At 65.0% G+C, this 19,966-nt stretch carries 17 protein-coding genes; 10 read left to right on the forward strand and 7 right to left on the reverse strand.

The window, feature by feature from the left end; translation table 11 throughout:
• Nucleotide 1 precedes the first annotated feature (1 nt).
• A complete protein-coding gene (gene sucC, locus FHW94_RS22030; protein WP_168557993.1) occupies nt 2-1,201 on the reverse strand; it encodes an ADP-forming succinate--CoA ligase subunit beta in 1,200 nt (399 codons plus the stop codon).
• A gap of 226 nt (nt 1,202-1,427) precedes the next feature.
• On the opposite strand from sucC, the gene FHW94_RS22035 reads away from it, so the two are divergent.
• Nucleotides 1,428-2,210 (forward strand): 3'(2'),5'-bisphosphate nucleotidase CysQ, encoded by a 783-nt coding sequence (locus tag FHW94_RS22035; protein ID WP_168557994.1) that lies wholly within the window; start codon nt 1,428-1,430, stop codon nt 2,208-2,210.
• Between the two features lie 25 nt (nt 2,211-2,235).
• Here FHW94_RS22035 and FHW94_RS22040 read toward each other — a convergent pair whose 3' ends face one another.
• Nucleotides 2,236-3,246 carry an aldo/keto reductase gene (locus tag FHW94_RS22040; RefSeq protein WP_168557995.1) on the reverse strand — a complete coding sequence of 337 codons (1,011 nt, stop codon included), beginning with the start codon at nt 3,244-3,246 and terminating at the stop codon, nt 2,236-2,238.
• Nucleotides 3,247-3,379: 133 nt separating this feature from the next.
• A complete protein-coding gene (locus FHW94_RS22045) occupies nt 3,380-4,069 on the reverse strand; it encodes an OmpA family protein (protein WP_168557996.1) in 690 nt (229 codons plus the stop codon).
• Nucleotides 4,070-4,251: 182 nt separating this feature from the next.
• Between FHW94_RS22045 and FHW94_RS22050 the strand changes: the two genes are divergently transcribed.
• Nucleotides 4,252-5,577, forward strand: coding sequence for a hemolysin family protein (locus tag FHW94_RS22050; RefSeq protein WP_168557997.1), 1,326 nt, complete (start codon nt 4,252-4,254; stop codon nt 5,575-5,577).
• Here the strand turns inward: FHW94_RS22050 and FHW94_RS22055 are convergent, their stop codons facing one another.
• From FHW94_RS22055 to galE, 3 genes are all read right to left on the reverse strand, one after another.
• Complete coding sequence (locus FHW94_RS22055) at nt 5,578-6,201, reverse strand: HAD family phosphatase (RefSeq protein WP_168557998.1); 624 nt, start codon at nt 6,199-6,201, stop codon at nt 5,578-5,580.
• 176 nt (nt 6,202-6,377) lie between these two features.
• Nucleotides 6,378-6,503: a type B 50S ribosomal protein L36 gene (gene ykgO / locus FHW94_RS22060; RefSeq protein WP_008069451.1), complete on the reverse strand. Its 126-nt coding sequence runs from the start codon at nt 6,501-6,503 to the stop codon at nt 6,378-6,380.
• Between the two features lie 108 nt (nt 6,504-6,611).
• Nucleotides 6,612-7,631, reverse strand: coding sequence for a UDP-glucose 4-epimerase GalE (gene galE, locus FHW94_RS22065; RefSeq protein ID WP_168558013.1), 1,020 nt, complete (start codon nt 7,629-7,631; stop codon nt 6,612-6,614).
• Between the two features lie 222 nt (nt 7,632-7,853).
• On the opposite strand from galE, the gene FHW94_RS22070 reads away from it, so the two are divergent.
• The 3 genes from FHW94_RS22070 (at nt 7,854) to FHW94_RS22080 (ending at nt 10,531) form a co-directional block, all read left to right on the forward strand.
• The gene (locus FHW94_RS22070) at nt 7,854-8,657 is read left to right on the forward strand and encodes a DUF4136 domain-containing protein (protein WP_210425820.1); all 804 of its coding nucleotides are present in this window, start codon (nt 7,854-7,856) and stop codon (nt 8,655-8,657) included.
• A 102-nt stretch (nt 8,658-8,759) separates the two neighbouring features.
• Nucleotides 8,760-9,374: a DUF4136 domain-containing protein gene (locus FHW94_RS22075; protein WP_168557999.1), complete on the forward strand. Its 615-nt coding sequence runs from the start codon at nt 8,760-8,762 to the stop codon at nt 9,372-9,374.
• On the forward strand, nt 9,371-10,531 hold the full coding sequence (locus FHW94_RS22080) for a M14-type cytosolic carboxypeptidase (RefSeq protein ID WP_168558000.1): 1,161 nt from the start codon (nt 9,371-9,373) through the stop codon (nt 10,529-10,531). The genes FHW94_RS22075 and FHW94_RS22080 overlap by 4 nt, the downstream gene beginning before the upstream one ends.
• 264 nt (nt 10,532-10,795) lie before the next feature.
• Here the strand turns inward: FHW94_RS22080 and FHW94_RS22085 are convergent, their stop codons facing one another.
• Entirely contained in the window at nt 10,796-12,706 is a 1,911-nt protein-coding gene (locus FHW94_RS22085; protein ID WP_349237587.1) for an EAL domain-containing protein, read from the reverse strand.
• Between the two features lie 527 nt (nt 12,707-13,233).
• Between FHW94_RS22085 and FHW94_RS22090 the strand changes: the two genes are divergently transcribed.
• The 5 genes from FHW94_RS22090 to FHW94_RS22110 all read left to right on the forward strand — a co-directional run.
• The gene (locus FHW94_RS22090; protein ID WP_168558002.1) at nt 13,234-14,553 is read left to right on the forward strand and encodes a site-specific integrase; all 1,320 of its coding nucleotides are present in this window, start codon (nt 13,234-13,236) and stop codon (nt 14,551-14,553) included.
• A gap of 169 nt (nt 14,554-14,722) precedes the next feature.
• On the forward strand, nt 14,723-15,787 hold the full coding sequence (locus FHW94_RS22095; RefSeq protein ID WP_168558003.1) for a chromosome partitioning protein ParB: 1,065 nt from the start codon (nt 14,723-14,725) through the stop codon (nt 15,785-15,787).
• A gap of 82 nt (nt 15,788-15,869) precedes the next feature.
• Complete coding sequence (locus tag FHW94_RS22100; RefSeq protein WP_168558004.1) at nt 15,870-16,793, forward strand: HEPN domain-containing protein; 924 nt, start codon at nt 15,870-15,872, stop codon at nt 16,791-16,793.
• A 795-nt stretch (nt 16,794-17,588) separates the two neighbouring features.
• On the forward strand, nt 17,589-19,538 hold the full coding sequence (gene rlxS, locus FHW94_RS22105) for a relaxase/mobilization nuclease RlxS (RefSeq protein ID WP_168558005.1): 1,950 nt from the start codon (nt 17,589-17,591) through the stop codon (nt 19,536-19,538).
• Between the two features lie 72 nt (nt 19,539-19,610).
• On the forward strand, nt 19,611-19,966 hold a 356-nt coding region (locus FHW94_RS22110), incomplete at its 3' end, for a CopG family transcriptional regulator (protein WP_168558006.1).

The raw sequence follows: 19,966 nt of genomic DNA on the forward strand, positions 1-19,966 counted from the left end.
ATCAGGCGACCTTCTGCACTTCGGCGACGATCTTCTTGGCAGCATCACCAAGGTCGTTGGCCGGAACGATGGGGAGACCGGAGTTGGCGAGGATATCCTTGCCCGCTTGCACGTTGGTGCCTTCGAGGCGCACGACGAGGGGAACCTGCAGGTTCACTTCCTTGGCCGCGGCGACGATGCCTTCGGCGATGATGTCGCACTTCATGATGCCGCCGAAGATGTTGACGAGAATGCCCTTCACCGCCGGGTCCGACAGGATCAGCTTGAACGCAGCCGTCACCTTTTCCTTGTTGGCGCCACCGCCCACGTCGAGGAAGTTGGCCGGGAACATGCCGTTGAGCTTGATGATATCCATCGTCGCCATGGCGAGACCGGCGCCGTTGACCATGCAGCCGATGTCGCCATCGAGCTTGATGTAGGCCAGATCGTACTTGCTGGCTTCGATTTCGGCCGGGTCTTCCTCGGTTTCGTCACGCAGTGCAACAACGTCGGGGTGACGATAGAGCGCGTTCGAATCGAAGCTCATCTTGGTGTCCAGAACGAGCAGCTTGCCGTCCTTGGTTTCCACCAGCGGGTTGATTTCCAGCATATCGCAATCGAGCGCGACGAACGCGGTGTAGAGCTGCTGCGCGATCTTGGCGGCCTGCTTGTTGAGGTCACCCGAAAGGCCAAGGGCAAAGCCCACGGCGCGGCCGTGATGCGGCATGAAGCCCTGCGCCGGGTCGATCGTGATCGTGGTGATCTTTTCGGGAGTCGCATGGGCGACTTCCTCGATGTCCATCCCGCCTTCGGTCGAGACGATCAGGGCGACGCGGCCAGTGGCGCGGTCGACGACCAGCGAGAGGTAGTATTCCTTGGCGATATCAACGCCATCGGTCACGTAGAGGCGGTTGACCTGCTTGCCCGCTTCACCGGTCTGCACGGTGACGAGGGTGTTGCCGAGCATTTCCTGGGCGAAGGCTTCGACTTCCTCAATGCTCTTGGCCAGGCGCACGCCGCCCTTGGCATCGGGGCCCAGTTCCTTGAACTTGCCCTTGCCACGGCCACCGGCGTGGATCTGCGCCTTGACGACGTAGAGGGGCCCGGGAAGCTGCTTGGCCGCAGCCACCGCTTCTTCGACCGTGAGGGCGGCGATGCCGGCCGGAATGCCGACGCCAAATTTCGCCAGCAGTTCCTTGGCCTGATATTCGTGGACGTTCATGCAGGATCCCCGCTTACGTATGAGTGAAGGGATGGCTTGCGCCGTGATTTTCCGCGCTGCCATAAGCACAGGTCTTCGCAGTTGCAAAGGCCTTCGTTGCCCGATCGGCCGTGCACTGTCGGAATCGCTAGCCCGCGGCGCGCCTGCAGCCTTGCTCTTCACCGCCATTCCGTCCTGGCAATCCGTCTTGCCAATCGGGCTGGGCGCGCCCAAGGCTGGGCGGCATATGATCGATCCCGTCACTCTGGCCGCAATCGTGGATGAAGCCGCTGCCAAGGCGCTGGCGCTGTGGCCCGGACATGGACACGTGCCCAAGGTGTGGGAAAAGGGCCCGAACAATCCGGTGTGCGAAGCCGATATCGCGGTCGATACGTACCTGCGCGTCGCACTGGGTGACCTTGTGCCCGATGCCGGCTGGCTTTCCGAAGAGACGGCGGATGACCCCGCCCGGCTGGCGCGCGAGCGCTGCTGGGTGGTCGATCCGGTGGACGGCACGCGCGATTTCGTGCGCGGGCGGCCGGGCTGGGCCGTCTCGGTGGCGTTGATCGACACCGGGCGCCCGGTGGTGGCGATGCTGGCGGCGCCGGCACGCGGCGAAGTGTGGCTGGCCCAGGCCGGGCATGGTGCGACGCGCAACGGCGTGCCGCTGGTGGCGAGCCAGCGCACGCAATTGCACGGCGCACGCATGCCCACAGACCACATGCCGCCCGGCAGCGTGGACCTGACCATGGTGGCCAAGCCCAATTCCATCGCCTTGCGCATGGCCATGGTCGCTTCGGCCGAAGCCGATCTGCTGGCCACATGGCGCTGGGGCTATGAATGGGACATCGCCGCCGCCGCCCTCATCGCGCAGGAGGCCGGGGCGACGGTCACCGATGCCCATGGCAGCGCGCTTGCGTTCAACAAACCCGATCCGCGCACGTTCGGCGTGCTGGTCAGTGCCCCCGCGATCCACGCCGAAGCGCGTGCGCGGGTGGCGCCGACCACCGCCAAGGCGCTGCGCGGCTGACGGTGTTGCCGGTTCGAGGCGGCGATCAGGCCGGCTCGAAATCCTCGGTGTCGATCGTGGGCAGCATGGCGCCGGCATAGCGGTGGCCAGCCACGGTCTGCTGGTTGATCAGGGCGTCGATTTCTGCTGTCACCTGCGCCGGGATCGCCCAGTTCCAGCGGGCGATGTTTTCTTCCAGGTGCGCGATCTTGCCGGTGCCGGGGATGGCCACGATGTGCTCGCCCTTGCCCAGCACCCACGCCAGCGAAAGCTGCGCCGGGGTCACGCCTTCGCGTGTGGCAATGGCGTTGAAGGCATCGACCAGCGCCAGGTTGCGTGGCCAGTTGTCCCCCATGAAGCGTGGCATGGCCTTGCGGATGTCTCCGGGTTCCAGCGCCTCGGGATCGCGCACGCCATTGGCCAGAACGCCGCGCGCCACGGGCGAGAACGCGACGAACGTGGTGCCCAGATCGCGGCAGGCCTCGATCACGGCGATTTCCGCCTGGCGCGTCCAGGGCGAATATTCGGTCTGCATCGCGGCGATCGGGTGCACGGCGGCGGCACGGCGCAGCGTGTCGGCCGACATTTCCGAAAGGCCGATGGCGCCAATCTTGCCTTCCTTGACGAGGTCGGCCATCGCGCCCACCGAATCCTCGATCGGCACTTTGAAATCGCGCCGGTGCATATAGTAGAGATCGATGTGATCGGTCTGGAGCAGGGCGAGCGACTTTTCCAGTTCCGCGCGGATCGTGTCGGGGTGGCAATCGATCCCGCGCTTTTCGCCGCTGGCGAAAATGCCCATCTTGCTGGCCAGGAACACCTTGTCGCGCTTGCCCTTGAGGGCCTGGCCCACGAGGGTTTCATTATGGCCATGGCCATAAAGACGCGCGGTGTCGAAATGATCGTAGCCCAGGTCGATGGCGCGGTGCAGCAGGGCAATGCCGTCGGCATCGCTCGGCCGCTCGCCATAGGCCCAGCTCAGCGACATGCAGCCAAGGCCGATCGGGTTGAGCGTTCGCCCGGCGAGCGCGCGGCGGGTGATCTGCGAAGTGGACATGGCCAGTTTCTCCTTGTTGACGCGCGAGATGCCAGCCCATGCCGCATTGCGTCAACCAGTATGCAGGGCAAACGGAAAGGGGCGCCACCCGATCCGGATGGCGCCCCTTTCGCTAGGTTGCCGGTGGCAGCGCTTACTGGCCGCGGGCGCGGGCCACGTCGTCCTGGGTGACGGGCACGATCTTGATTTCCACGCGGCGGTTGGCGGCGCGGCCTTCCTCGGTGGCGTTGGAGGCGACCGGGCGGGTCTTGCCGAAGCCTTGCGCACGGATGCGCGCCGGGGCCACCCCGCGCGAAGACAGGTAATCCGCCACGGCCTGGGCGCGGTTCTGCGACAAGGTCATGTTGTAGGCGTCCGAACCGGTGGAATCGGTGTGGCCATAAACGTCGATCAGCGAGTTGGGATACTGCGTGAGCGATTGCGCCACGCGGTCCAGCGTGTCGCGGAACGCCGGCTTGATCATCGTGCTGTCGGTGTCGAACGTGACGCCGTTGGGCAGGTTGACCAGGATGGCCTGGCCATTGTCGGTCGGCGTCACATCGACGCCCGAACCGGCGGTCTGTTCGCGCAGCTGCTTGATCTGCTTGTCCATGGTGTAACCCACGGCCGCGCCGGCGATGCCGCCGATGCCCGCGCCCACGATGCGGCCGGTGCCGCCGCCGATCAGCCCGCCCAGCAGCAGGCCACCCAGTGCGCCAGCGCCGGCGCCGATCGCCGTGCGCGATACCTTCTGCTGGCCGGTGTTGGGATCGGTGACGCAGGCCGAAAGGCTGACCAACGACACGGCGCACATGCTTGAGACGAGCACCCGACTGAACTTCATGATAAATTCCCCTTTTGCATCCACCGCCCGGCGTTTTGCCATGCCAGGCGTCCCGACATGATCGGTAATTCGGACGAAACCAATACACCAGCCCCGCCTGAATGGTTCCCGAATAGGCGGGGCCCCTGCCGGCGCGATGCAAGGTCTTCGCGGCGCGGCACAAATCTGCTAGGGGCATGCGCGTGACCTCTTTTCCGTGGCCAGACGCCCTCGTGATCCTGGGCCTTGTCGTGCTCAACGGCCTGTTTTCCATGTCGGAACTGGCCATTGTCTCGGCACGGCCAGCCCGCCTGAAAGTCCTGGCCGAAAGCGGCCGCGGGGGCGCCAAGGTGGCGTTGGAGCTGGCGGCAGACCCCGGAAAATTTTTGTCGACCGTGCAGATCGGCATCACCCTGGTGGGCATTGTGGCCGGTGCCTATTCCGGTTCCAGCCTGGGCGGCCCGGTGGGCGAGCGGCTGGCAGCGCTCGGCGTGCCGCAGGCCTATGCTGCCGAGGCGGGCTTTGCCCTCGTCATTGCCATCACCACGTATCTCAGCCTGGTGGTGGGCGAACTGGTGCCAAAGCAACTGGCGCTCAATGCGGCCGAGCCGATCGCGGTGGTGGCAGCGCGGCCCATGGTCATCATGTCGCGCGTGACGGCGCCGTTCGTCTGGGCGCTCAACCGGTCTTCCGGCCTTATCATCCGCCTGTTGGGCCTGTCGCGCGGCGGAGATCAGGAAGTCACCGCCGAAGAACTCCAGATGATCTTTGCCGAAGCGACGCGTTCGGGCGTGATCGAGGAAGAAGAGCGCGCGCTGATGGCCAGCGTGATGCGCCTGGCCGATCGCCCCGTGCGCGAGGTGATGACGCCGCGCATCGAAGTGCACTGGATCGAGCAGGACGCCGTGCCTGCAGACCTGGACGCCGCGATCGAGGACAGCCCGCATTCGCTGTTGCTGGTGGCCGATGGTTCGGTCGATCGCATCGTCGGCGTGGTCAAAGTGCGCGATGTGCTGGCCGCGCGCCTGCGCGGGGCAGAGCCGGACCTGGCCAGCCTGATGAAGAAGCCGGCCATCGTGCCCGACCGCCTGGATACGATGGATGCACTGCGGGTGATCCAGCAGGCCGAAGTGGCCCTGGCCCTGGTCCATGACGAATATGGCCATCTCGAAGGGATCGTCACGCCGGCCGACCTGCTGGCCGCGATCGCCGGCAATTTCGTGGCCCATGGCGACGAAGGCGATGGGCCGATGATCACCGAGCGTGAGGACGGTTCGCTGCTGATCGCCGGTGCGCTGCCGGCCGATGCCATGGCAGACCGCCTGGGCATCGATCTGCCCGAAGACCGCGACTATGCCACTGCCGCCGGCTTTGCGCTTTCGGTGCTGCGCAAGCTGCCCACCGAAGGCGAGCATTTCACCGAGCAGGGCTGGCGCTTCGAAGTGGTCGACATGGACGGCCGCAAGATCGACAAGCTCTTGGTGCAGCGCGCCAAGGCCGCGACGCCGCCGGCCGAACTGGACGGCTGATCAGAGCAGTCCGTACCCCACCAGGTCGGCCTCCAGCGCGGCGGCGCCCTGGGTGAAGTGGTGGGTGTGCCAGCCCAGGGCGCGGGCCGTGGCGATGTTGGCGGCGTTGTCGTCGATGAACAGCATCGTTTCCGGCGTCTGGCCAAACCGCTGCGCCGCCAATTCGAAAATGGCCGGATCGGGCTTGATCAGCCGTTCCGCCCCAGACACCACGATATCGCGGCAATGGTCGAGGATCGGGAACGTGGGGCGAAACAGCGCCCAGGCATCCACCCCGAAATTGGTGATGGCATATTGCGGCACGGTGCGCGCGCCCAGGCGGCGGACAAGATCGTGCGTACCGGCGACGGGGCCTGGAATACTGTCCATCCAGTGGCTGGCATAGCGGGCGATCAGGGCGGCATGCTGCGGAAATTGGGCTATGCGCGCAGGCACCATGTCCGACCAGGGCACGCCGGCATCGTGTTGGCCGTGCCATTCCTCGCTCACCACCTCGGCCACGAAACGCGCGCGCGCTGCCGCATCGGGAATGGCATCGCGATAGAGCAACGCCAGATCCCATTCCACCAGCACCCGGCCCACATCCCACACGACGACGGTTGGTTGGGCAGGGGAATCGGTCATGGCAGGGCATCCATGCAAAGGTGGGCGTCACGCCCGTGGCGCACAAACGGAACCAGCCCGCTTCCTGGGCCGGGGCCGCAACAGGTGCGGTTACCGGGCCAGGAAGCGGGCTGGAAGCAGCGTTGCAGCCTTGCCGGTGGTGTGCCGGACCGGGGCCGCCAGCGCGAAAGGGCTGATTAGCCCTGGCGCGCCTTGAAACGACGCTGGGTCTTGTTGATCACATAGGTCCGGCCACGGCGGCGGATCACGCGGTTGTCCCGGTGACGGTCCTTGAGCGACTTCAGGCTGTTGCGAATCTTCATGACTATTCCCTTTGCCCGAATCCGACCCGGGCGCGAAACTGAAGGTGCGCCGTTAGTGGCCCACCTGTGGAAAGTCAACCGTGGCCAGGCTGAATCATGGTTGGCGGTTCAGCCCGGTGTGGGCGTCAGCGTGGCCTGCATTTCGCCCAGCTTGCGCTCCCACGCCAGGGCATGGGCGATGATCGTGTCGAGATCGGCATGGCGCGGCACCCACGGCAAGGTGGCCTTGATGCGGGCGTTGTCGGAAATCAGCGAATCGGGGTCGCCAGGGCGGCGGCCCTGCAGCACGCGATTGATCGGCTGGTTGGTGGCGCGGTCAACGGCGTCGAGCACGTCGAGCACCGAAAAACCCCGGCCATAGCCGCAGTTCATGGTAAGCGAGCGCCCCGGATTCTCGATCAAGGCCTCAAGTGCCAGAACATGGGCATCGGCAAGGTCGGTCACATGGATATAGTCGCGCACGCCGGTGCCATCGGGCGTGTCGAAATCGGTGCCGAACACGGCCACGCTGTCACGCTTGCCCAGGGCGGCTTCCACCGCCACCTTGATCAGGTGCGTCGCCCCGGCGGTGGATTGGCCCGTGCGCGCCTGGGGATCGGCCCCGGCGACATTGAAATAGCGTAGGGCACAGAAGTTGAGCGGATGCGCGCGGGCCGTGTCGGCCAGCATGAGCTCGGTCATCAGCTTGGACATGCCATAGGGATTGATCGGCCGCTGCGGGCAGTCTTCGGTGACGGGCGAAACCTCGGGAATGCCGTAAGTGGCGGCCGTGGACGAAAAGATGAAGTGGCGCACTCCGCCGCGCACGGCCGACGCGATCAGGCTGCGCGTGCGGGCGGTGTTGTTGTCATAATACTTGAGCGGGTTTTCCACCGATTCGGGCACCACCACCGACCCGGCGAAGTGCATGATCGCGCCGATGCCCTGCTCGGCCACGATGCGCGCCAGCAGCGCTTCATCGGCAATGTCCCCCTGGTAGAACGGCACGCCATCGGGCACGGCAAATCGAAAGCCGGTGACCAGATTGTCGATCACCACCACGGGCCAGCCGGCATCCTTGAGCGCCAGCACAGCATGGCTGCCGATGTAGCCGGCACCGCCGGTGACGAGAACGGGGATCTTGAACATCACGGCGAATCACCTTCTTGTGGCCTGCCTTTTCGCACTAGCAGCATGATCACTTAAGAGAATTTGCTAATTGATCCGCCACCGGGCAATTCCATCCGTAACGGGCTGTCCGCCCGCCGTGGCGCATGGTTTTGGGCGCTGGCGCGTTTAACCTGATGGTTCAGCCGTGCGACAGCCCACTGGTGTCATGCCGTTCGGCCAGATTGATGGGAATTCCTTGCCATGCCCGCCCGCGTTCGTGTTCTTGCCCTGCTTGCTCCGGCCTTGGCCGCCCTGACTTTGCCCATCGCGGCGCAGGCGCAGCCGTGGGGCGGGTGGGGTGGCTATGGCCCCGGTTATGGTGGCGGCGGTTGGGGCGGCTATGACGGCCCGCGCCGTGGCGTGAGCGCGCCAGAACCATCGAGCAAGATCGACGTGACATCCTATCGCAGTGCCGATGCGATGGCGCTGCTGGGCAAGGGCAAGATCGTGGTGGCCGGTGTCGATGCGCCAGCCGAGGACCTGGAGCAGGGCGCCGACGAACCCACGCCAGACAAGCTGCCGGTCTATGAAGCGGCCGTGATCGATGCCCTGGTCGGGCATGGTTATGACACGCAGACGGCCACCGATGCCGGCCAGATCGCGCAAGTGGCAGTGAGCCACCAGGTCGTGGTGCCCGAAGAGCAGAAGCGTTCTCCGGTAAGCGGTGCGATGAGCACCACGGTGAGCAACCGCGGCTCGGCCGTGTCGCTGGGCGTGGCGCTGGATTTCACCAAGCCGGCCAAGGCGATCGTTTCCACCCGCATGGACGTGCGCATTCGCGACAAGGCCAGTGGCCGCGTGCTGTGGGAAGGCCACGCCGAAGGCATGGCACGCGAGGGCGAAGGCGGGCTGGACGATGGCAAGATGGCCGCGCGGCTGGCCAAGGCGCTGTTCGCACGCTTTCCCGAAGGCCAGGTGGTGGTGGCCGATGCTGGCGCGCCGGGTAATGTGCCGGCCGGCATGGTGCCGGTGGGCATGGCACCGCCCAGCGAAAACAATCCCTGATCGCCATGGCGCTTGTGCCCTGCCCTTGAGTGCCTTGGGCGTCATCCCTATCTTCGAAACAGATCCGCGTTCGGCGGGCATTTCACGAAGGATGAAGGGCCTATGCGCCGCCTGGCGTTTCTCATGCTCATGGCCGCCCCGCTTGCGGTTCCGGTTGCAGCACTTGCCGCGCCTGTCCAGGTGACGCGGTTTTCCAAGCCCGATAGCGTAGCCCGGCTGGGCCACGGCGCGGTGGCGGTGGTTTCCGTCAGCGCCGGGCCGAACGGCAGCCCGCAGGCCGATCCGCAGAGCCTGGCCGACCAGCCCTGGCTGCTGGCGGTGCAGCGCGAAGTGGCCGCGCTCGGCTTTGGCGCGGCAACCCCTGGCGCGGCTGACGTGGTGGCCGAAGTGGATGTGCAGCACGACACGCAAGTGCGCGGCGGCGGCAATGGCCCGGTCAGCCTGGGGCTGGGCGGGGCCACCGGTGGCCGGCACAGCAGCGTTGGCCTGGGCCTTGGCTTCAACATCGGTGGTGGTCCGCGCCGGGTGGACAGCACCTGGCTGCGCGTGGTGCTGCGCGATCGCGCTTCTGGTGAGCCTTTGTGGGAAGGCCGCGCCGAATACAGCGAGAAAAGCGGTTCGCCGGCCGCTTCGGCCGATGTTCTGGCCCCGCGCATGGCCCATGCGCTGTTTGCAGGCTTTCCCGGCAAGTCTGGCGACACTATCTCGGTCAAATGACGCAATACGCAAACCCTGCCGCCCCGATCCTGATCAACGCCGCTTTCGATGCCGGCAATATCGAAGTCCTGGCTATCGACGGCGCCCGTGCCACCCTGGCGATCCGCCGCGACAACCAGTCGGAATTTGCCCAATGGTTCCATTTCCGCGTGAGCGGCGTGGCCGGGCGCGAACTTGACCTGGCGATTACCGGCCTCAACACCTCGGCCTATCCCGATGGCTGGCCCGGCTATTCCGCCTGCGTTTCCGAAGATCGCCAGGAATGGACCCGCGCCGAATCGAATTTCGACCGCGGGCGTGATGGCGGCACGCTGCACATCCGGCACCGGCCCGAAGGCGACCAGGCATGGTTTGCCTATTTCGCACCCTATTCGCTGGAGCGGCATAACGACCTGGTGAGCGAGGCCGCAGCCAGCCCGGGCGTTTCCCATCGCGTGCTGGGGCTCTCGCTCGACGGGCGGCCGATCGATTGCCTGACGCTTGGCACCGGGCCGCGCCAGGTGTGGCTCTATGCCCGGCAGCATCCGGGCGAGACGATGGCGGAGTGGTGGATCGAAGGTGCGCTGGAAGCGCTGACCGATCCGGCCGATCCGCATGGCCGCGCGCTGCGCCAGGCCTGCACGTTCCACATCGTGCCCAATTGCAACCCCGATGGCAGCGTGCGCGGGCATTTGCGCACCAATGCGGTGGGGGTCAATCTCAACCGCGAATGGCATGAACCGAGTGCGCAGCGCTCGCCCGAAGTGCTGGCCATCCGCAATGCGATGGACGCCACCGGGGTGGACTTTGCCATCGACGTACATGGCGACGAGGCGATCCCCGCCGTGTTCCTGGCCGGGTTCGAAGGCATTCCCGGCCTCACGCCCGAACAGTTGGCGGGATACCAGCGCTATCGCACCATCCTTGATCGGCGCAGCCCCGATTTCCAGGTGCGGCGTGGCTATCCGGAAAGCCGGCCGGGGCAGGGCAACCTGGCGATGTCCACCAACCAGGTGGCGCAGCGCTTTGGCTGCGTGGCGATGACGCTGGAAATGCCGTTCAAGGACAATGCCGACTTGCCCGATGCGGTCTATGGCTGGAGCGCGGAACGCAGCAAGCTGCTGGGCCGCGAATGCCTGGCGGCGCTGTGGGAATGGTTGCAGCCGCAATCGGATTGATGGCGTAACCGTGCACAAAGCCTGGTCGGTTTTTACGACCCGTTAAGGCTTGTGGGATCATGGGAGAGGGATGGTACGCGCCCTCTCTCTCTCCCTCTCTGCCCGGCCGGCGCTTGGCGCCCTGCCAGGCCTTGCTGCGCACGCGCTTGCTTGCCTGCCGGTGCTGGGTTGCGCCCTGGCCTTGATCTGTGCGGGGCGCGCGCTGCCGTTCTGATGGTTATCGCCGCCTCGCCCACACGCCCCGCTAGAGGGGCGGTTTGGTCTTCAGGCGGCGCCCCGTTTCCCCTGGCTTTCGGCCCAAGGCTGGGCATCATCATCGGCGCATAGCGCAAGCAGCGCGGCGAGCGGCAACGGCTTGCTGAACAGATAGCCCTGCGCGTGCTTGCACCCGGCTTCCTGCAGCATGCGCCGCTGGGCCGTCGTTTCCACCCCTTCCGCCACGCAGGGAAGGCCGATGGCGTGGCAGAAGGTGATCATGGCCTTGGCGATGGTGTCGCCGCCGGGCTCGTTCAGCGCCGAGACAAAGCTGCGATCGATCTTGATCTTGTCGAGCGGCAGGCGTTGCACATAGCCCAGGCTGGAATAACCGGTGCCGAAATCGTCGAGCGCGATGCGCACGCCGATGTCGCGAAAGGCCTGCAGCGCCTGCGCGGCCACTTCGGCATTGGCCATCACTGCCGTTTCCGTCACTTCCAGCCAGATCCGCCCTGGATGAATGCCGGCGCGCTCGATCTCGCGGCGAATGAAAGCGAGCGTGGTGGCCGATGTCAGGTCGCAGGCCGAGATGTTGAACGACAGCGCCACGGATTCGGGCAATTGTTGCGCGGCCTTGAGCCCCTTGCGGATCACCGCGCGGGTGATGCTGTGGATCGCGGTCGATCGTTCGGCCACGGCGATGAAGTCGGTGGCGGAGATTTCCCCAAGCACGGGGCTGGTCCAGCGCGCCAGCACTTCCACCGCGCTGAGCCGGCCGCTCTCAAGCTCGACGATCGGCTGGAGCACGATGCTCAGCTCATCTTCCAGCGTGCTGGCTTGCAATGCCACTTCGATCGCCCGGTCGGCCCGCACCGCGGTTTCCAGCGCGGCGGTGAACACGCACACGCCGCCGCCGTTCACGTGCTTGGCATGATAGAGCGCATAGTCGGCGCGGTCGAACAGGTCGGCCGCGTTTGTGCCGGCCTGCGGGAAATGCGCCACGCCCAGCGATCCGCCCACATGGAGCACGATTTCTCCCACGTGCAGCGGCGCCTGGATCTGCTGCAGCAAGCGCTCGCAGGTGCGGGCAAAGCCCTTGGCGTCGCTGTCGATCAGCCCGAATTCGTCGCCGCCCAGGCGATAGACCCGCGCCGTGGGGCCGGCAGCATGGCGCAGCCTTGCGCCGATTTCGGCAAGCAGGCGATCGCCGACGTGATGGCCATAGGTATCATTGATCGGCTTGAACCGATCGAGATCGAGCACGCCCACGGCAAAGGCGCCGTTGCCGCCATCGCTGGTGGTCCAGCGATCGAGATCGGCATGGAACAGCCGCCGATTGGCCAGCCCGGTGAGGGCGTCGGTCATGGCCAGCTTGCGGTTTTCCTCGTTGAGGCGCTGCAACTCTTCGTGCTGCTCGGCGAGCAGAGTTCCGGCCGAAACCTGATTGCGGAAATGGGCAAAGCTGTTGAACAGCACCCGCAGCAACACGGCCAGCACCAGCGCCACGTTGATCCCGACAGTCACGAAGATCAGTTGCTGGCGCGCAAAGCATACGATGATGAACGGGGGGAGCACTGTCAGCGCCACCAGCAGCGCGGCCTGCGGCAGCACGATCAGGCAAAAGATGCAGCCGATCACCGTGGTGGAGATGTACAGCGCGACATGCGCCTGTTCGTAAGGACCGCCATAGGGCGCCAGGGCCAGCGACCAGCCAACGTAAGCCAGGGCCACCGGCCCGGCGACGATGGTAATTGCCCGCAACTGCCGCCGCGCCTTTTCGGGACTGGGTGCGCCACGCCGCGCCTGGCCCAGCCAATGGACCATGCGGATGACCGTTACGGCAAAGAGTACGGCAGGCACGCTGACGGTGAGCGCAGCGGGAGCCTGGTGGCGGTGGGTAATGGCCACCGCCGCCGAATTGATCAGCAGCAGGCCATAGAGCAAGGGCACCTGGCGTTGCAGGTTGACCGCCTGGGACACGGCCAAGGCAGGATCATGTCCGATTTCCGCGAACCATCGAAACGGACGCGATGCGCGCAATGGCTTTCTCCCCTGGCCGCCGAATACATCCGCAAGCAGATTTCATGCACCTGAAAGCATGAAAAGAATCATACCTGGGGGCTCGTGTTCCCCGACGTGGACACCAAGCGGGCGTTTGCCTGCGGGCTGTCGCAACGAAGTGACACAATCTGTTGCGGGGCCCGGCTTGGCAAGATTTAACGCCCGTGTCGCCGCAGGCTGCGCTCAGCGTGGGCTCAACGGACTTGGCAGCGCGTGGCCGCGTGCGCGAACGAACCGCGGTTGGGCCGCGGCGTTAAATCAGCGATTTCGGGAAACTGGATGCCCCGCGAGGATTAGAACTTTGATCCTCGAATTTCCATTAATGCCCGAAAAATACCAACGATTATAGCGAACTTGAAAAATGGTTCTCCGCAGCGGTCCGTTGACGTTCGCCAGAATCCGCGATATTGTGTGGGGGCAAATGTGGGGATAAAAGTGTGGGGAAATTGACCGCCGCCAAAGTTCGCAATGCCAAGCCCGGATTCGGGCCGTCGGGAAAGCCGGTTAAGCGCGCCTACCAGGACGGAGACGGTCTTTTCCTTCTGGTCTCGCCCGGCGGGGCTAAGTCATGGATGCTTCGCATGCAGGCCGATGGGAAGCGTCGGGACATCGGACTGGGCGCGGCGGACATCGACAATCTCGGCAGCACCGCCTTCGGCAAGGACGATTCCCGGCATTCTGATCTGCCCCTCATGCTACGCAAAAGCCTGTCCTTGGCGGAGGCCCGAGAAAAAGGGGCTGCACTGCGGAAGCTCGCCAAAGCAGGAAAAGACCCCAAGGTGGAACGCGATCGGCAGCGGGTGAAGGTGCCAACGTTTGCCGAAGCTGTTATCGAAACCCACAACGCCCTGATGTCTGGCTGGAGCGATCGCACTGCCAAGGCATTCAAGGCCTCGCTGGAAGAACATGCAAACCCCAGGCTTGGGGCATTGAAGGTCGATGCCATTGGCAGCGCCGAAGTCATCGCCGCGCTGGCTTTGATCTGGAACGATAAGCCTGTCATTGCCCGCAAGGTGCGCAGCCGCATCGGACAGGTACTCGCCTTTGCCAAGGCACGTGGCTGGAGAAAGGACGCTTTGCCCGACGCTCGCGAATTGCGGACCGGCCTTGCCAAGCAAGACAAAGGGAAGAATTTCGGCGCTATGGCCTTCATGAGGGTACCGAGTTTCGTTGCCGGAGAATTGGCCAAGAATGCCACGGCCAGCCGATTCGCCGTCCTCTTCACGGTATTGACGGCCGCACGGTCAGGTGAGGTGCGGAGCGCGACTTGGGAGCAAATCGACCTTGATGCCCGCACCTGGAGCCGACCGGCCAGCCTTATGAAGATGGACAGGGGCCACGTCGTCACTCTGTCCGATGCCGCCGTTGCGCTATTGACGCTCTGGGCGCCTGAGGAAAGCCTGCGCACAGGCCTAATTTTCAGTGGCATGAATGGCGGCGCTTTGTCGGATATGTCGTTGACCAAGGCCTTGCGCGCTGCACACGAAGCCGAACTCTTGGCTGGGCGACCTGGTTACACCGACCCTAATTCAGGCAAGACCGCCACTGTACACGGCTTCCGCTCTGCTTTTCGTGATTGGGCCGCAGAACGGATGCCGACCGTTCCCGCTATGGTGGCAGAAATGGCATTAGCCCACAAAGTCGGTACGTCCACCGAGCAAGCCTATCTGCGCACCGATCTGCGCGACATGCGCCGAACTCTGATGGAAGCCTGGGGCCACTTCGCCGCCGCATCCTTGTCCGGCGCGGCTCAGAACTTGCACTGATTCGAGCGGTAGTAAGGCACGGCAAAGCGGTGTAGTGCTACGGCGGCCTCCGCCCGCTATTGGATAGCTGCAATTTTCTGGGCACCTTCTATCCTGCTGTTGAGGACAGGCGGCGACGAGAGGGACGGCCAATTTCAGCGTCGGGTTCGATGTGTTCTGGACCGCGCAGATGGAAGCCATCGAGGCGCGGGCCGAAGCCTATCGCGATGCCGGGTGGGACGAGGTCGTAATCATGGCCAGGGGCGAGGCGTTCCATTCGTGGGAGCACGTCTCCTGTCCCAAATCCAAGGGTGGCCGGGTCTATGTCACCATCGGCCATCGCGGTGATGTCAGCTTCCACGAAGGCTTTGTAACAAACAAGGAAGCGCGGCGACTGGAGCGCGGCGAAGCGCTGGAGAAGGCGGTCCGGCCCGAAGTGTCGAGCACGGTGAATGCCTATGTCGACCTGCATCGCCATGCCGCCGTGCGCGCCAAACTGGTCGAGGACAGCAGCCTTTCTCTACCGGTGATGGTCGCCCATGCAATTGCCGGGTCGGGTCTGTGGACGGTGCGGATCGAACCGCAGAAGGCCCCCAGCGATGCCGTAGCCGAAAGCGTCGAGAACTGCCTGTCCGAAGCCTTGTTCGATGCCCGGCGGCGCGAGGTTCTGCGCCTGCTCGACCTTGATCCTGACACCCCAACCGTCACTGGCAGCGATCCCGATGGGCAAGGTATCTGCGGTCTGGTCCGGCGGCTGGTCGCTCTGGACGACGCTGCCGTGCTGCGCGTGTTGGCCGTGGTCATGGGCGAAACGCTCGACGTCGGGACCGGCCTGATCGAACTGCTGGGCGAGCACTTGGGCCTCGACATGGCCGATGTTTGGCAGGCGGACGATGCCTTGCTCGACGCCGTGCGCGACCGCGAATTGATGGGCCATCTGCTTGCCGATGTGGCGGGCGAACAGGTTGCTACCGAGAACGGCAAGGCCGCCACCAAGGTCAAGCGTGGCATCATCCGCGACTGCCTTTCGGCCAGCAATGGGCGTGCGAAGCGCGATAACTGGGTGCCACGCTGGATGGCTTTCCCAGCGAGCGCCTATACGCCGCGCGGCGGGGTTGGCAGCGCCGAGCGAGCGGCCCGGATCGCAGCGGTTGGTGAACGCGAGGCCGAGGCGGAAGCTGCCGCAGACGTCGAGGTCGAAGCCGCAACAAGCGACGACACCGAAGTCGATGCCACCTTGCCCAAGGCGGCGTGACAGGGGATATGGCCGGTTCCAACTGGGGCCGGCCAACCACTTTGTACTTGGCAAAGCGCCGTTTTCCCGCGATTCTGCACCCATGAAGACCGACCTCGACCATCTGCCTGCGAGCAAGCAGCGCGACCTGGACCGCGTGGTCCAGATCCTGTTCGAGGAGTTTGCCGCCGCGCATGAGAATGCCACCGCACGGCGCCGTCGGGGCCGCATTCTCAAGGTCATTCTCTATGGCAGCCATGCGCGTGGCGGCTGGGTGGACGAGCCGCATACCGCCAAGGGCTACGTCTCGGACTTCGACCTGCTGGTGATCGTCAACCAGAAGGAACTGACCGACCGTGCCGCCTACTGGACGGCGGCCGACCAGCGACTGATCGAGGAGAAGATCGCCGGCACGCTGCGCACGCCGGCAAATTTCGTGGTCCACACCTGGCAGGAAGTCGGCGACGGCCTTGCCCATGGGCGCTACTTCTTCATGGACATCGCCCGCGATGGCGTCTTGCTGTTCGAGGCCGACGACAGGCCCTTGCCCGAACCCAAGCCGAAGACGCCGGAGCAGGCACTTGCCATGGCGCAGGAATATTTCAATGAGTGGTTTCCTGCCGGGGCGGGAATGTTGGAAACGGCTCGTTTCAGCCAAGAGCAGGGACGGCTAAAAGACGCAGCGTTCTTGACGCACCAAGCTGCCGAACGTCTCTATCACTGCGTGCTGCTGGTCTGCACCTTCTACACCCCACACAACCACAATCTGGCCTTCTTACGCACGCAGGCTGAGGGTTTGGACATACGCCTGGTGGAGGCGTGGCCGCGCGATACCCGGCGCGAGCGGGCCTTGTTCGAGAAGCTGAAAGACGCCTACGTGAAGGCGCGCTACTCCAAGCATTACCGCATTTCAAAAGAGGATTTGCTGTGGCTTGCCGAGCGGGTCGAGAAGCTCGGCCAGCTCGTGCAGGACGTCTGCCAAGAGCGGCTGGCACTGCTCGACTCGGAAGTCCGAGAAGCAGGGTGACCCGCGTCTAGCAGGGAGTGGTGGCCCCCTGCGCCTCCCTGATTGTCCCAGCGGCAACCATCCTAGAACTATGCAAGTAACTGCCGCGCGCACTTCGATATCGAGCGTCAGTTGCAGCACAGCATCGATCGCTACACTGGCTTCCGCCTGCGGCGTCTGCGCGCCGCAGGCCAGCGTGATCCGGTCAAATTTCCGGTCCAGATCGAGCGCTTCGCCCAGCCCGTGGCGGGTGATCCTTACCATCGCCGCACCCTCGCTGGCGATGCCAAAACGGCACGCATTCCCGCCAGGAATCCAGCACCCAAGCACCGCGTTCCATCCGAAAAGGCCAACGGAAATCCCGCGCAATCCCACGCGCCGGGACATCTAGGACTGTCTAAATGCCACCCTGCAATTGCAGGCGATGCCCTGCCTTTGCTTCGATCCGTATAGGCATAGACCCGTCCTCCGTCACAGCTCACGTCGCAAAGTTCAAATAGACCATATAGCGAACGACGTAAGGGTTAGTGAGGATGGGCGAAGGGGTGCTGGGGGGCAGATCGGCAGGAAAAGGAACCGACGCAAGATAAAGGCCCCCATCTCGCGATGGGTGCTAAGCTGTTGTCTGCACGTCGTTTTCTTTGGAGATAGGCTGGACTTGCGCCATCCGACCGCCTCCGGTTGCGAGATGCGTGGCCAAGAAAGCGTGTCGTTGCAGGCATTTGCCGCGAGACAGGCGTGGAGGCCCTTGCAGCCTCGCGCGCGCCACCCCTGATTGCTGGTTCCGGCAGGAATTCCAGCATCGAGGAAGCGGCAATGGACGACGGGTTCGACGTGTGGCTGGGTCATATCGGCAAGGAACGGCCCATGCGCCACGACCTGCGCCGGGCGGTCAACCATGCCGGTGGTTCACGCCTGGCGAAAGGCCAGGCCAAGCCCCGCTTCACCGGCGCCCGCACCGGGCGCGGCGTCGCCGCTGGACGGATGCTGGCGGGTGCGCCGCGTCAGGTGGGCGCGGGCACCCGCCGCGTGGTGGTGAAGGCCCGCTTCGTGAAGCTTGCCGGCAGGGGGGTGAAAGCGGCAAGCGCGCACCTCGCCTACCTGCAGCGCGACGGTACCACCCGCGAAGGCGAGCGCGGCACGCTGTACGGCCCTGATAGCGACCACGCCGACGGCAAGGCCTTCCTCGAACGCGGGGCTGGTGACCGCCACCAGTTCCGCTTCATTGTCGCCCCTGAGGACGGCGAGCAGTACACGGACCTGAAGCCGGTGACCCGTCGGCTGATGGAGCAGATGGAGAAGGATCTCGGCACCCGCCTCGAGTGGGTGGCGGTCGATCACTTCAACACTGGCCATCCTCATACCCATATCGTCGTGCGCGGCGTCGGTAAGGACGGCAAGAATCTCGTCATCGCCCGCGACTACATCAGCCAGGGCATCGCTGCGCGTGCCTCGGAAATTGTCAGCCGCGATCTCGGGCCCCGTACCGAGCTCGAGATCGCCACCGCCAACGCGCGTGAGGTGACGCAGGAACGATTCACCCGCATCGACCGCCGCCTGTTGCGCGACATCGACGAGCAGGGTCTGGCTTCGGCCTGGCATGCCGACCCGGCCGAGCAAGCCTTGCGCGCCGCGCGCCTCGGTACGCTGCACGCGATGGGCTTGGCGGAGAAGGAAGGCAAAGGCCTCTACCGCCTCGATGACGACCTGGAAGCCACGCTACGCGCCATGGGCAAGCGCGGCGACATCATCGCCACCATGCACGAGCGGCTGCGCAGCCATCCCGAGGTGTTGCCCCAGGACTATGCGGTCTACGCCCCTGCCGCGCGTCAAGCCATCGTTGGTCGCGTGCTCGACCGGGGGCTCGCCGACGAGCATGGCGATCGCCATTACCTGATCGTCGAGGCGACCGATGGACGCACGCACTTCGTCGATCTCGGGCACGATCTGGCAGATGGGGCGATGAAGGATCGGCTGGTCCGGGTTTCTCCAGCAGCGGTGGAGGTGCGGCCTGCCGACAAGGCCATCGCCGAAGTCGCGCGCGCGAATGGCGGGCGTTACAGCGTGGACCTTCACCTGGCGCATGATCCTTCCGCTACCGATCGCTTTGCCCAGGCCCACGTGCGCCGTCTCGAAGCCCTGCGCCGCGATGGCGCGGCTGTGCAGCGCGAACCCAATGGCACATGGACGGTTGGCCCGGATTACCTCAGCGAAGCGCTGCACCATGAAGAGCGGCAAGCGCTCCGGCGCCCGGCCACCATCGCGGTGCTAACCGACCGGCCGCTCGAACAGCTGGTCCATCACGATGGCGAGACCTGGCTCGACCGCCAGTGCGTCGCGACCAACCCGGAGCGACTACAGGGGCGCATCGGCACCACGATGGGCCAGTCGCTGCAGCAGCGACGGCAATGGCTGATTGAGCAGGGCCTCGCGGCCCAAGAAGGGGATACGATCCGCTATCGCGCCAACTTGCTGGCGACGCTCCGCCAGCGCGAACTGAACCGCGTCGGAGCCCAACTCTCGCAGGAGCTTGGGTTGGAGTTCACGCCCGTGCAGGGCAACCATGTCGAAGGCACCTATCGTCGCGCCGTCGACGTGGGCGGCGAGAAGTATGCCGTGATTGCCAAATCACGCGAGTTCACGCTGGTCCCGTGGCAGCCGGTACTGGAGAAGCAACTGGGCCGCCAGGTCACCGGGACCATCGAGCGCGGCGGCAGCATCGACTGGACCTTCGGGCGGCAGCGTTCCGGGCCGCAGATCGGCTGAGCCATCAAAGCGCACGTCGAGATACCGGAGAGGGTCTGTTGCCAAGCCTATGCGCCGCGCATCATCGCCGGCATGCAAACGCGCAAGACCCGCCACCAGTTCTACCTGCCCGACCATCTCTCGGCGAGGCTTGATGCCATGGCAGCCGAGCCGGGGGCAACGAAGACGACTATCCTGAGCAAGGCGCTCGGCGCATGGTTTGAGCAAGCTGGCGACGAGCAGGCAGGCGCACAATTCGGCAAGGCGCTTTCCCGGCAGGTGCGCGCCATCGAGCGGCTCGAGCAACGGCTCGATTACCTGACCGAAGTGCTCGGCCTGTTCGTGCGGCATCAGCTGACACTGACCGCGCATCATCCCGCCTTCGATGCCGAGACGCAGCGCCTGGGCCAGCGCCGCTACGACCAGTTCGTCCGGACGGCGGGCGAATT

The organism is Novosphingobium sp. SG720, from assembly GCF_012275365.1.
In the GTDB taxonomy this organism is placed as follows: domain Bacteria; phylum Pseudomonadota; class Alphaproteobacteria; order Sphingomonadales; family Sphingomonadaceae; genus Novosphingobium; species Novosphingobium rhizosphaerae.